Origin of the sequence: Streptomyces sp. 796.1, from assembly GCF_047525675.1 — a bacterium.
Classification (GTDB): domain Bacteria; phylum Actinomycetota; class Actinomycetes; order Streptomycetales; family Streptomycetaceae; genus Streptomyces.
Map to the genome: position 1 here is coordinate 19119 of NZ_JBLIWA010000047.1, position 13125 is coordinate 32243.

The window sequence follows — 13125 nt, forward strand, 5'->3', positions numbered from 1 at the left end:
ACGTTCGGCGTCGGCGGTACGGTGCGCCTACACACAGCCCCAAAAAGAATCACCCCACCCACCCGAACAAGATGCGCCCCGGCCGATCCCCAGGACAATGGATTTCGTACGCCCGTGATGTGATCCAAGAGCGAGAGGGTTTGACTCCTCATGGCCGTCACCGACACCGCGATAAACCTCACCCGGGCCGCCCACGTCGGGATCTCCGTATCGGACCTGGATACCGCCATCGACTTCTACCGGGCCCTGACCGGGCGCGAGCCCGTGGTGGCGGGCGAGACGATGCACAGCGTGCCGTTCGGGCAGGCGCAGGGGCTTTCCGATGCCAATTTGCGGTATGCCACGATCAATATCGATGGCCTAGGCATTGATCTGATCGAGTTCCAGGAACCGGTGGCATTGCGCACCAATGGGGCCGCGAACCGGCCCGGGTCCATGCACCTGTGCTTCAAGGTGGACGATTTCGACGCGGTGTACGAGCGCATGAAGGAGGCCGGGTACGAATTCCTCGGCGACGGCTACACGTTCACCGCCGGGGAGGTCACCCCGGATGCGGCGCTCGGCACGAAGGTCGCCTACTTCAACGACCCCGACGGAACGAATCTGGAAATCATCCAGCCGCAGGGTGGTTTCGCCAACTAGCAGGCGGGCCGCGGGCCCCGGTAGTGCCCTGCCGGCACGGGCCCACCGGCTCGGGTGCCGGCGGGGCGGGCTAGATTCGCGGCATGAACGATGCTGAAGCCGCCGCGCTGTTGGCCGGATGCGCCCGCTGCCCGTACCCCGGCGCGTGGCAGCCCTCCCCTTTTGCGGAACGCTCGGTCAGTGGGACGCGCTATGCCGTGGTCGCCGTCGATCCAGAGCTGAGCGCGCTGGCCCTACGGCGTGAGGACGGCTCGCTGTGGTTCCTGCCGGAGGGCGATGCCGCCCAGTTCGTCAACTCCAGCATTGCGGCGTTCGTCGCCTGCAACCGCGCGTACGAGGAGGCTGCCGCCGAGGCTGCCGCGTACGAGGGCCCCGGCGACGGGCTGGGTGAAGAGGAGGCCGCCGACCTGGCCGAGCAGGCCGCGGACGAGCTCACCGAGGCCCTGCTGGAACGGTTCGGAGCGCTCGATCCCGCGGCCGTCGCCGATGAGAACTCCTTCTGGCACGTCGGCGCCGAGGAACTGGGCTATGGCATGAGCGCATGAGGCACCGAGCGCCGGGCGCACGGCGGCGGCGGGCGCGGGTGAGCACTTATCGCCCCTTCGAGGGAATCGTCAACCCCCACCCCGCCGGAGGACTACCGTACGGATGCGCCGCGTCACCCAGCGCGGTCTCCTGAGGAGGTCTTCCCGTGTCTTCGTCCTGCGATCCCGCGCTCGCTCCCGCCGGTGACGTGGTCACCGCGCTGCTGATGATCGACTCGCGACTCAAGTGCCTGCACGAGCGCAAGGCCGAGATCGATCCCGAACAGCAGAAGATGATCGAGGAGTTCACCGCCTCCCTCGACCGCAAGGGGGCGAACGCCGTACTGGACGGCGCCTGCACCCTGATCTTCATGTACATGACCTGGCTGCGTTCGGCGTACGAGCGCCACGACAAGGACGTCATCGAGAACGTGGTGCCCCCTCTGGTGGCCACGATGCGCATGATGCCGGCGAGCATCAGCCCGGAGGTCATCCCCACCATGGCCGGCCTGGTCATCGCGGCGGGCACCGAGCTGAGCCCCAATCTGTGGCGCAAGCAGTACGGCGACTGGACCGAGGCCGAGATGACGCCCCTGGAAGCCACCGCGACCCTGCTCGCCGAGCACATCAACGGCCTCACCGGCGACCCCGACTTCGCCACCCGCATGATCTCCGACGCGCTGGCCGCGGCGGGGTGAGGGGGCGGCCACCGCACCCAGGGCTTCCGGGCAATTTCCCCAACGCCCGCCCCGCTGGGGCCGGTTCGGGACTGCGGTGGCTTCGTGGTCGCTCAGTCCTGCGTCAGGCCCCGGGCCTTGAGTTCCTTCTCACACTCGCCGGGCACCGCGGAGTCCATAACGAAGGTGTCCACCTGTGCGCTGCTTGACCCCTTGGCGTTCAGGGCCGCTTCCGATGGGGGCAGGGCCCCGGCGCGGGCCTCCTCGATCGCCCGGATGATCCGTGCGCAGGTCCCGGCCTCCGTGCCGTTGATCTCCACCGTCAATCCCTCGGAGTCCGGGCCACCCGTGCTCGGGCGAGCGGTGTCCGAGCCGATGTTGAGTGCCGCGGTGGCGCCGAGGCCGGCCAGGCACAGGCCGGCCCAGACGGTGGCGGCACGCCGGCCGGCCCTCATCTGCGCACCGCCGTGCCGGCCCGACCGGCGGCCCGGGCCGCGGGTCCTTCGCCCATGACGGCGAGGGCACGGGCCCGGCCCGCCCTACGTATGTCCAGCATCCAGCTCTCCTCCGTCTGACGACGTCCTCGGCCTCGCCCCGCCGCGTCCCGCCCGCACCGCATTCCGGCCAACTGCCGGCTGCGGCCCGCACGCTGGGCGCACCACATCGGCGGCTGCCGCATTATGCCCCGGGGCGCTCGGGGGCGCAGGGGCGGGGCGGCGCCGGAGGCGGCGTACGACTTCGACCGTGCCGCTCAGCGCGAAGGCCAGCCCGAGGCCCACGGCCATGCCGATGAGGTCGTTGTCCTGGAAGAGCGCGCCGCCCGCGTAGCCGATGAGGACCGTGTACGTGCTCCAGCACAGGCCGGCGAACGCGGTGGCGGCGAGGTAGCGGCGCCAGGGGTAGCCCACCATGCCGGCCGAGAGCGTGACGAGATAGCGCCCGACGGGGATGAAACGCGAGGTCACGAGGGTGTAGCTGCCGCGGGCCGCGAGTTCGGCGGCGATCCAATCGTGGGCCCGCCGGCGCCTGGTGCCCGGCCGCAGGCGAGCCCTGACGCGTTCGGCGAGCGAGCGGCCGACGACGTACGGAACCAGGTCGCCGAGGACGGCGCCGAGTGCGGTCGCCGCGATGCAGGCGACCAGTTCGGTGTCGCCGTCGGCCGCGTACACACCGGCGATGACGACGACCGGTTCGCTCGGGATGAGCGGGAGGAAGGAGTCGAGCAGCGACACGGCGACGAGCACCAGGTAGAACCACGGCGAGGTGACCAGCGAGGTAGCCAGCCCCATCCAGTCGATCACCGCACGGCCCGCCTGGCCTGCCCGGCGGGGGTGATGGGAGTGGCTGATGCGGCAGCGGGCCCCGGCTCGGCCGGCCCCTGACCGACATGCCCCGGCCCGGCGGGCCCCACCCCAGCAGACCCCGGCGCGGCCGACCCCCGGCCGACATGCCCCAGCCCGGCAGGCCCCCGCTCGACCGCCCCCACCGCACCGTCGCGTTCCGCCAGGGCCGCCGCCACCGCGTGGGTGCCCTCGGGGGTGAAGCAGAGGTCGAGGCCGGCGGCGGACGCGATGGCGGCCGGGGTGGCGCGGCGCACCAGGTCGGCCTCGTACCGCGCCAGGGCCGCGGCGTCCGCCGCCCCGTGTTCGACGACGGTCGCCGCGAGCGCCGCCGCGTCCGCGAGGGCGAGGTTGGCGCCCTCGCCGGCGAAGGGCGACATCAGGTGGGCGGCGTCGCCGAGCAGCGTGACGCCGGGCCTGGACTGCCAGCTCAGGCCGATCGGGAGCATCAGCAGCCGGCGGGGTACGAAGGAGTCGTCGCAGTGGCGGATGAGGTCGGTCAGCGGGCGCGCCCAGTCGGTGAAGTGGCCGAGGAGTTCGCGCCTGACGTGGTCCGGGGTGCCGGTGCTGATGCCGGAGGTGTCCAGCCAGTCGTCGGGGGCGCGGAGCCCGACGTAGGTGCGGACGGAGCCGTCGCCGTTGCGCTGGGCCATCAGCGCCTTGCCGTCGCGGAAGGCGAACAGGCTGCCGCGCCCCACCCACCTGGCCAGCTCCGGCCGGCGGCGGTCCACGTCCGCCACGCTGATCTCGACGAAGCTGACCCCGGTCGAGGTGGGCACCGCGTCGGTCAGCAGCGGGCGGACCCGCGACCAGCCGCCGTCGGCGCCCACCAGCAGGTCGCAGGAGTGCACCGCGCCGTGCGCGAAGTACAGCCGGTGGCGGCCGTTCCGCAACGGCACCGCCCGGTCCAGGGCGTGGCCCCACCGGACGGTGCCGGGTTCCAGCGCGTCGAGCAGCAGGTCGCGCAGCGCGCCCCGGTCGATCTCCGGCTCCACCGTCCCGGCGTCCTCGCTGCGCTCCTGCCGGTGCACGGTGCCGTCCTTGTCGACCAGCTTGAGGTCCTGGCCCTCGGGCCTGGCCACCGCCCAGTACTGCGCGAACAGACCGGCGCTGCGCAGGGCGCGTTGGCCCGACGCGGGATGGAGGTCGAGGCTGCCGCCCTGCGGGCGTGCGGTGCGTGAGGCGTCGCGCTCGTAGACGGTCACGGCGATGCCGTGGACTTGGAGGATGCGGGCCAGGGCGAGGCCGCCGATGCCGCCACCGATGACGGCGATGGCCGGGTTCTCGTCCTCATATCGGTTGCTTCTGTGGCTTGTTGCCGGTCGCATTGCTTCGATTCGCTTTCTCTCGTGGGGCGCGGGCGCGGGGTGCAGGTTGCGGGGTGCGGGGTGGCGGTGCGTTCCCGCTGGGGCGCGTACGGGGTGGGGCTGGCGTACGGGGTGGGGGCTGGCCTGGTGCGGCGCGGCGCGGCCTCTCCGGGTCAGGGCACCTCCGCGAGGGCCGCGCGTACGGCCGGGTGCAGGGCCGGGGCCGCGGCCAGGAAGTCCGTACTGCCGAGGTGCCACGGGCGGCCCTCGGTGTCGGTGACGGTGCCGCCCGCCTCGGCGACCAGCAGCCCGCCCGCCACCAGCCCCGAACGAACGTCGCTGTACTGCCAGAACGCGTCCAACTGCCCGGCCGCCACCTGGATCAACTGCATGGTGGCGGGCACCGCGACCCGGGCGACCAGTGCGTGCCGCAGCAGGGCCGCGTAGGAGGCGCCGATCCGGTCGAGGGTGGCCGCGTCCTCGCCGGGTGCGGCCTGTCCGGTGGCGACGTACGCGGCGGCCAGTTCGGTCTTGGCACTGGTCCGCAGGGGGCAGCCGTCGACGTGGGCGCCGCCGCCGCGTACCGCCGTGTACGTCTGCCCGGTGAGCGGGACGTGCACCGCGGTCAGGACGGGCTGGTTGTCGCGGACCAGGGTGGCCGTCACGGACCAGTCGGCCATGCCGTGTACGTGGTTGATGTTGCCCTCGACCGGGTCGGTGATCCACCACTCGCCGTCCGGCAGCGGGCCGCGGTCCAACTCGTCCTCGATCCAGCCCGCCTGGGGCCGCAGCCGTTCCAGGGGCGCGCGCAGCGGCCGGAGCGAGGCCAGGTCGTTGGCGTGCAGCGCGTCGAGCACGGCCGTCAGGCCGGTCAGCCGCTGCGGCGCGGCGAACCTGGCGTGCACCGCGGCGCCGGCGGCCCGTACCGCCGTCACCACCTCGGCGAGCAGGGCGCGGTCCGCGGCGCGATGGGGGTTGTCGGCCTGGTCGAACGCCGGGCGGGCGGCGTTCTCCGAGTACGTGGACATGGCTGTCTCCCTTCGGGCCGATGGCCCAACTGGGGTGCTTTTCCTGGTAGTTGCCACGCTAGGAAGGCGGCTGGATTGTCGTCAAATGCAAGTTCGGCACGCCTAAGATGACTGCCATGCAACTGGATTTGAATCTGCTGACCGCGTTGGACGCCCTACTGGAAGAGGGCAGCGTGACCGGCGCCGCCCAGCGGCTCCAGCTCACCGCGCCGGCGGTCAGCCGGGCGCTGGGCCGCATCCGCAGGGCGACGGGCGACCAGATCCTGGTCCGCACCGGCCGCACGATGACGCTCACCCCGCGGGCGCTGGCCATGCGGGCCGAGGTGCACCGCATCGTCCAGCAGGCCCACGCCGTGCTCGCCCCCGCCCAACACCTCGAACTCGCCACCTTGGAGCGGGAGTTCACGCTCCAGTGGCACGACACGATCACGCACGCGGTGGGCCCGGCGGTGCTTCACGCGGTGCGCGGGCAGGCGCCCGGGGTGCGGCTGCGGATGCTGGCCGAGGCCCCCACGGACACCGCCGACCTGCGGCACGGCCGGGTGGACCTCGCCGTCAGCGCGGCCCGGCCGGCGCTGCCCGAAATCCGCTACGAACAGGTCGCCGAGGACCGGCTCGTGGTCGCGGTGGGGCCGCGGGCGCCGTACGGGGACCGGCTCACGCTCGACGCGTACGCCGCCGCCGACCACGTCACCGTCTCCCGCCGCGGCCGGCTCAGGGACCCCGTCGACGACCTGCTGGCCGCGCAGGGGCGGCAGCGCCGGGTGGTCGCCTCGGTACCCACCAGCACGGCCGCGCTGCGCATGGCCGAGTACGGCGACGTGCTGGTCGCCGTGCCCGAGCGGATGGCACGCCCGGTGGCCACGACGCTCGGGGTGCGGCTGCTGCCGCTGCCGCTCGACGCGGACCCGGTGCCGGTCTACGTCTCCTGGCACCAGCGGTACGAGGACGACCGGGCGCACGCCTGGCTGCGCTCCCTGGTGCGGGACGGGCTGCGGGCGGCGATGTCCGCTGCCGACGGATCCGCTGCCGGCTGACCCAGCCGGGTCGCGCCGGCCGGCACCGCTGACCGTCCGCCCCGCCCCCGCTGCCGTCCGGGCCAGCCCACTGCGGACGTTCCCCCACAAGCAGACTGCTGTTCACGCGCCGCTGGTGGGATGCCTGGCGCGTGACGCACCCGCGTCACCTCAGCACCTTGGAGGCGCGGATGAATCTGCTGGTCAATGGGGACGCCGAGGCAGGGCCTGGCGGCAGCCCCGAGCCGGTCGAGACGGTGACCGGCTGGCGGGTGGTGCAGGGGGCGCCGGCGCTGATCGGGTACGACGTCGGCACCGGCTACCCGACGCCCGCCGACCCCGGCCCGACGCCGCGTGGCAGCCGGTTCTTCTCCGGCGGCAACTCGCCCCGTACCGCACTGGTGCAGGACGTGCGGCTGCCGGCCAGGGGACGCACCGGGCGGCACGCCGTCGACCGGGGCCGGGTGCGCTTCACCGTCGCCGGCTGGCTCGGCGGGTACGCGGGGCAGCAGGACGGGGCGCGGCTCTCGGTGGAGTTCCGCGACGCGCAGGGCACGCCGCTGGCGCTGAGCGTGCTCGGCCCGGTGACCGCGGCCGAGCGCGGCAGCCGCACCGGCATGGTGGAGCGCACCAGCACCGGCACGGTGCCGCCGGGCGCGCGCACCGCCCGCGCCCTGCTGGTGTTCACCCGGACCGGCGGCGGCACGTCCAACGACGGCTACGCCGACGCCGTCTCCCTCACCCTCACCCACACCCGCGGAGGCCGGTCGTGAAGCTCAACCGTCGTGACCTGCTGAAGGCGGCTGCCGCCGCCGGTGCGCTGAACGTCGTCTGGCCGCTGAGCGCGGGGCTCACGCCCGCGCAGGCGAGGGAGGCAGCCGAGGCGCTGGGCGCCCAGTACGACCCGGCGCCCTTCACCCTCGGGGTGGCCTCCGGCGATCCGCAGCCGCACAGCGTGGTGCTGTGGACCCGGCTGGCGCCCGAACCGCTCGCCGCCGAGCAGAAGCTGCCCGAGATCGTGGAAGTCGACTGGGTGGTGGCGACCGACCCGCGGCTGCGCCGGGTGGTGGCGCGCGGCTCCGTCGCCGCGTCCGCGACGCTCGCGCACAGCGTGCACGTGCCGGTGAACGGGCTGCACCCCGGGCGGCACTACTGGTACGGCTTCCGGGCGCTGGGCAAGCGCAGCCGGGTGGGCCGCACCAAGACCGCGCCGGTGGGCCGCGTCCCCGCGGTGCGCTTCGCCGCCGCCAACTGCCAGGCGTTCCACGACGGCTTCTACGCGGCGCACCGCGGCATCGCGCGCGAGGACGTCGACTTCGTGATGCACCTGGGCGACTACATCTACGAGCACGGCCCGGTCGGCGGCGACCACGTGCGCGACCACAACGCGCCGCCGGTGTTCACGCTGGCCGACTACCGGGTGCGGCACGCCCTGTACAAGGGCGACGCCTCGCTGCGGGACGCGCACGCCGCCCACCCGTGGTTCCTGACCTGGGACGACCACGAGGTGGCCAACGACTACAGCGGCACCGGCGGCGGTGCCCCGTTCATGCAGCGCCGGGCCGCCGCGTACCAGGCGTGGTACGAGCACATGCCGCACCGGGACGCCGGCGATTCGGCGCTGCCCGACCCGGAGATCCACCGGGTGCGGCGCTGGGGCGACCTGCTGGAGCTCACCATCCTCGACCTGCGCTCCTACCGCTCCGCGCAGAACCTGAAGGACGGCACCATCCTGGGCGGCCCGCAGAAGGAGTGGCTCAAGCGCGGCGTGGACCGGGCCGGCGACGCCTGGCACTGCTGGGCCAACTCGATCATGCTCAGCCAGCTCCGCGGCCGGCCCGGCGGCGGCTACATGTTCACCGACCAGTGGGACGGTTTCCTCGCCGAGCGCAAGGAGGTGCTCTCGCACGTGCAGCGGGCGCAGCTCGAAGACCTGGTGGTGATCACCGGCGACTGGCACTCGGCGTTCGTGGACGACGTGCGCCCCGACTACGACGACACCTCGTCGCCCGTCATCGGCACCGAGTTCACCGCCCACTCGATCACCTCGGGCGCCTACAGCGCCGACTGGAACAAGACCAACGGCCCGCTGATGGGCGCGGCCAACCCGCACCTCCAGTACTTCGAGGGCAACCGGTACGGCTACGACGTGTACGAGGTGACGCCTCGGCGCTGGAGCACCCACATGCGGGTCATCGGCGACCGCCGCGACCCGGCGTCGCCGGTCTCCACGCTCACCACCTTCCACATCGACCGCGGGAAGGCGGGCGCGTACGAGGACAGGCGGACGCTCAACTCGCCGGCGCAGTACCGCAGGGGCGCCTGACGGGGCCGTGCGTGGGGCGGGCCCCGGTGCGCGTCGGTGTTCGACACCGGTGGGCGCCGCGGGCCCGCGCCCGGGCCCCGTACGGCTCCGCCCGCGGGCGCGTACGGGGCGGGGCCCGCGGCCCGTGCGGCGCTCAGGTCGGCGGGAGCGCCAGGTCCCGGTGGATCGGGGTGTGGGTGCCGGTCAGTGGGGTGCCGCTGCCGCCGCGGCGGGCCGCGACGATCTCGGCTGCGATGGACAGCGCCGTCTCCTCCGGCGTACGGGCCCCGAGGTCCAGGCCGATCGGGGAGTGCAGCCGGGACAGTTCCCGCGCGGTCAGGCCCGCCTCACGGAGCCGGTGCAGCCGGGCCAGGTGGGTGCGCCGGGAGCCCATCGCGCCCACGTACCCCACCGGCAGCCGCAGCGCCCGCACCAGCAGCGGCACGTCGAACTTGGTGTCGTGGGTGAGTACGCACAGCGCGGTGCGGCCGTCGATGCCGCGGGCCCACGCGCTGCCCTGGCCGTCGGCTGAACCGCCTTCCTGCTCGCGTCCGTTGGCCGGCCCGAGGTGCGGCCCGTAGTCCGGGTCCGCCGGGCCGCCCGTGCCGGGTGCGGTCGTCTGCCGGTCCAGATAGCGGTGCGGCCAGTCGACGACCACCTCGTCCGCCTCCGGGAAGCGGCGGGCCGTGGCGAAGACCGGCCGCGCGTCGCAGACCGTGACCCGGTAGCCGAGGAAGCGGCCGGCCCGCACCAGCGCTCCCGCGAAGTCGACGGCCCCGAAGACAATCATGCGGGGCGCCGGCAGGCTGGACTCCACCAGCACGGTGACCGGCCTTCCGCATCCGGCCTCGGCCGCGCCGACCGTACGGGTGGTGGTGCGGCCCGCCGCCAACAGGGCCGCGGCCTCCCGCGCCACCGTCCGGTCCAGGGCGGCGGGCCCGCCGACGGAGCCGGTCACGGGGCGGCCCGGCCGCACCAGCAGCGCGCCGCCGACGAGTTCGGGCGGCCCCGCGACGACCCGGGCCAGCGCGGCCGGGTACCCGTCGGCCGCCGCGGCCACCGCGGCGGCGAGCACCCGCGCCCGACCTGCGGCGCGCCGGTCCCGGACGCTCCCCCAGCGGACCGGGGTGATCAGTACGTCGATGGCGCCGCCGCAGGTCAGCCCGGTCGCGAAGGCGTCGTCGTCGCTGTAGCCGAAGCGCTCCACGATGCTGTGCCCGCCGTCCAGGGCCTGCCGGCACAGCTCGTAGACGGCGCCCTCCACGCAGCCGCCGGAGACCGAACCGAGCGCCTCGCCGTCGGCGGCCACGGCCAGCGCGGCCCCGGGCAGCCGTGGTGCGCTGCCGTGCACGGCGACCACCGTGGCGACGGCGAAGTCACGGCGCTGCGCGCACCACCCGTGCAGGGCGGCGGCGATGTCCAACATGGCATCAGCTCCTTCGTCGTCCGGCGGCCGGCACCGCCCCGCCGCACCGACTACCCCGCATCGGGCACCGGCCCCGCCCCGGCCGCCGTACCCGCTCCCCTGTCCGTACCCGCCCCCGTGCCCAGGTCCGGGTCCGGGCCCGGGCCGTCGAGTGCGACGAGGTGTTCCGGGCGCACCGGCACCCGCGTCAGCTCGCGGCCGGTGGCCGCCCGGATCGCCGCGACGACGGCCGGGGTGGCGGAGAGGGTCGCGGCCTCGCCGGCGCCGCGCAGCCCGTACGGGGCGTGCCGGTCGGGGTGTTCGAGCAGGTCGACCGGGAGCGGCGGGGTGTCGAGCGTGGTGGGGACCAGGTAGTCGGTGAAGGACGGGTTGCGCACCGTGCCGTCCGGGCCGACCACGATCTCTTCGAGGACCGCGAGGCCGATGCCCTGGGCGCCGGCGCCCTGCACCTGGCCGGTGGCCGCCAGCGGGTTCAGGGCCTTGCCCACGTCCTGGGCGCAGGCCAGCTCGACCACCTTGACCAGGCCGAGTTCGGTGTCCACGTCCACCACCGCACGGTGTGCGGCGAAGCTGTACTGCACGTGGGCGCGGCCCTGCCCGGTCCGCGAGTCCAGCGGCTCGGTCGGCCGGTGCCGCCACGTCCGCTCCACCTCGACCACCTCGTCCCCGAGGACGTCCGCGAGGTCGGCGACGGCGGTGCCGTCCGCGCCGACCACCGCGCCGCCGGCGAGCGTGAGTCCGGCCGCCGCCCACGCCGGGTCGCCGGCGCCGAAGCGGGCCCGGCCGATCGCCAGCACCCGCTCCCTGACCAGGGCACACGCGTGCTGGACGGCGCCGCCGGTGACATAGCTCTGGCGGGAGGCCGAGGTGGAGCCGGCCGAGCCGATGCGGGTGTCGGCCGGCTCGACCGTCACCTGCTCCACGCCGAGTTCGGTACGGGCGATCTGGGCCTGCACCGTGACGCCGCCCTGGCCGACCTCGGCCAGCGCCGTGCACACCGCGGCGACCGGCTCGCCCGCAACGACCTGGAGCCGCACCCGGGCCGTCGAGTAGTCGTCGAACCCGGCTGAGAAGCCCACGTTCTTGATGCAGGCGGCGTAGCCGACGCCGCGCACCACCGACTCGCCGTGCGTGGCCCCGGACCGGCCACCGGGCAGCTCCCGCAGGTCCACCCGCCCGCCCGGGAGCGCCCACGGCCGCTCCGGCGGCAGCGGCCTGGCCCGCACCCGCGCCAGCAGTTCGGCCACCGGCGCCGGGGAGTCCACCCGCTGCCCCGTCGGCAGTGCGGTGCCCTCGGCCATGGCGTTGCGCCGGCGCAGCTCCACCGGGTGCAGGTCGAGCGCGGCGGCGAGCCGGTCCATCTGCGCCTCGTACGCGAAGCACGCCTGGACGGCGCCGAAGCCGCGCATCGCGCCGCACGGCGGGTTGTTGGTGTACAGGGCGAGCGCCTCGATCGCCACGGCGTCGACGGCGTACGGGCCGGCGCCCAGCGCGGCGGCGTTGGTGACGACCAGCGGTGACGAGGAGGCGTAGGCGCCGCCGTCCAGGACGATGCGGCAGGTCAGGTACTGGAGCCTGCCGGCGGCGTCGGCCCCGTGCTCGTAGTGCAGGCGGGCCGGGTGCCGGTGGACGTGGCCGAAGAACGACTCGTACCGGTCGTAGACCATCTTGACCGGGCGGCCGGTGCGCAGCGCCAGCAGACAGGCGTGGGCCTGCATGGACAGGTCCTCGCGCCCGCCGAACGCGCCGCCGACGCCGGCGAGCGCCATGCGCACCTTCTCCGGCGGCAGGCCGAGCACCGGGGCCAGTTGCTGCCGGTCGGAGTGGAGCCACTGGGTGGCGACGTACAGGTCGACACCGCCGTCGTCGGCGGGCACCGCGAGCCCCGCCTCGGGGCCGAGGAACGCCTGGTCCTGCATGCCGACCGAGTAGTCGCCGCGGACCACGACGGCGGCCCTGGCCCGGGCGGCGGACAGGTCGCCGCGCACGATGGGCTGCCGGTACACCACGTTGGGGTGCGGCACGTGCGCCGCGTGCGCATCCGTGCGACCGGGGTGCAGCACCGGGGCGTCCGGGGCGAGGGCGCCGGCCTCGTCGGTGACCGGGGTCAGCTCCCGGTAGTCGACGACGATCCGGGCGGCGGCGCGGCGCGCGGTCTCCGGGTGGTCGGCGGCGACGACGGCCACCGGCTCGCCGTGGAACCGCACGACGTCCCCGGCCAGCACGGGCTGGTCGGAGATCTCCAGGCCGTAGTGGGTGGCGGCGGGCAGGTCCCGGTGGGTGAGGACCGCACACACGCCGGGGACGCACAGCGCGGGCCCGACGTCGATGCCGACGATCCGGGCGTGGGCGTACGGGCTGCGCAGCGTGTGGCCCCACACCTGGTCCTCGTGCCACAGGTCGGACGCGTACGCGAAGTCACCGGTGACCTTGAGCGTGCCGTCCGGCCGGGGCGCGGACTCCCCGACGGTGCCGGGGCTGCCGCTGTTGGAGTGGGTGGGGGTGGCGCCCGCGGGGGCGGTGCGGCTCGGCGACGTGGTGCGGCTCGGTGATGTGGTGCGGCTCGGTGATGTGGTGCTGGAGGTGGCGCCGGCCGGGGTGGCGCCGGCCGGCGAGGTGGTGCCTGGCGGGGGCGTGGTGCCCGCCGGGGGCGGGCCGTTCGGGGGGCGGGGCGCGGGCATGGGTCAGGCTCCGTCCGGTTCGGTCGCGCGGGCGGTCGGGGCCGGTGCGGTCGCCCGGGCTGCGGGGCCCTCACCGGTCGCGCGGGGCGCGGGGTCTCCGGCGTCCCCGCCCCGGTCCCCGTCGCCCGCGTCACCGGCCGTGCGGGGCGCGGGGTCCCCGTGATGCCACCCCGCCGCGC

12 protein-coding genes are annotated in these 13125 nt (G+C 74.7%); 6 read left to right on the forward strand and 6 right to left on the reverse strand.

The features are described 5' to 3' along the window. Positions 1-150: 150 nt before the first annotated feature. From ACMA1D_RS27310 to ACMA1D_RS27320, 3 genes are all read left to right on the forward strand, one after another. The gene (locus ACMA1D_RS27310; protein WP_414726665.1) at positions 151-642 is read left to right on the forward strand and encodes a VOC family protein; all 492 of its coding nucleotides are present in this window, start codon (positions 151-153) and stop codon (positions 640-642) included. 83 nt (positions 643-725) lie between these two features. Beyond that, complete coding sequence (locus ACMA1D_RS27315) at positions 726-1187, forward strand: SUKH-4 family immunity protein (protein WP_414726666.1); 462 nt, start codon at positions 726-728, stop codon at positions 1185-1187. A 146-nt stretch (positions 1188-1333) separates the two neighbouring features. After that, positions 1334-1864: a hypothetical protein gene (locus ACMA1D_RS27320; protein ID WP_414726667.1), complete on the forward strand. Its 531-nt coding sequence runs from the start codon at positions 1334-1336 to the stop codon at positions 1862-1864. A 92-nt stretch (positions 1865-1956) separates the two neighbouring features. On the opposite strand, the gene ACMA1D_RS27325 is transcribed toward ACMA1D_RS27320, so the two are convergent. The 4 genes from ACMA1D_RS27325 to ACMA1D_RS27340 all read right to left on the reverse strand — a co-directional run bounded on the left by ACMA1D_RS27325 (position 1957) and on the right by ACMA1D_RS27340 (position 5518). Then, positions 1957-2298, reverse strand: a complete 342-nt coding sequence (locus tag ACMA1D_RS27325; protein ID WP_414726668.1) for a hypothetical protein — start codon at positions 2296-2298, stop codon at positions 1957-1959. 84 nt (positions 2299-2382) lie between these two features. Further along, positions 2383-3144, reverse strand: coding sequence for a DedA family protein (locus ACMA1D_RS27330; RefSeq protein ID WP_414726669.1), 762 nt, complete (start codon positions 3142-3144; stop codon positions 2383-2385). Beyond that, entirely contained in the window at positions 3141-4511 is a 1371-nt protein-coding gene (locus ACMA1D_RS27335; RefSeq protein ID WP_414726670.1) for an FAD-dependent oxidoreductase, read from the reverse strand. The genes ACMA1D_RS27330 and ACMA1D_RS27335 overlap by 4 nt, the downstream gene beginning before the upstream one ends. 152 nt (positions 4512-4663) lie before the next feature. Next, positions 4664-5518 (reverse strand): inositol monophosphatase family protein, encoded by an 855-nt coding sequence (locus ACMA1D_RS27340; RefSeq protein WP_414726671.1) that lies wholly within the window; start codon positions 5516-5518, stop codon positions 4664-4666. Between the two features lie 116 nt (positions 5519-5634). Here ACMA1D_RS27340 and ACMA1D_RS27345 point away from each other — a divergent pair, with 116 nt between their 5' ends. From ACMA1D_RS27345 to ACMA1D_RS27355, 3 genes are all read left to right on the forward strand, one after another. Continuing rightward, positions 5635-6555: a LysR family transcriptional regulator gene (locus ACMA1D_RS27345; RefSeq protein WP_414726672.1), complete on the forward strand. Its 921-nt coding sequence runs from the start codon at positions 5635-5637 to the stop codon at positions 6553-6555. 170 nt (positions 6556-6725) lie between these two features. Beyond that, the gene (locus ACMA1D_RS27350; protein WP_414726689.1) at positions 6726-7307 is read left to right on the forward strand and encodes a phosphoesterase; all 582 of its coding nucleotides are present in this window, start codon (positions 6726-6728) and stop codon (positions 7305-7307) included. Further along, positions 7304-8860, forward strand: a complete 1557-nt coding sequence (locus tag ACMA1D_RS27355; protein ID WP_414726673.1) for an alkaline phosphatase D family protein — start codon at positions 7304-7306, stop codon at positions 8858-8860. The genes ACMA1D_RS27350 and ACMA1D_RS27355 overlap by 4 nt, the downstream gene beginning before the upstream one ends. Before the next feature lie 133 nt (positions 8861-8993). Here the strand turns inward: ACMA1D_RS27355 and ACMA1D_RS27360 are convergent, their stop codons facing one another. Both ACMA1D_RS27360 and pucD read right to left on the reverse strand, forming a co-directional pair. Next, positions 8994-10265, reverse strand: coding sequence for an XdhC family protein (locus ACMA1D_RS27360; protein WP_414726674.1), 1272 nt, complete (start codon positions 10263-10265; stop codon positions 8994-8996). 50 nt (positions 10266-10315) lie between these two features. After that, entirely contained in the window at positions 10316-12946 is a 2631-nt protein-coding gene (gene pucD, locus ACMA1D_RS27365; RefSeq protein WP_414726675.1) for a xanthine dehydrogenase subunit D, read from the reverse strand. Positions 12947-13125 lie beyond the last annotated feature (179 nt).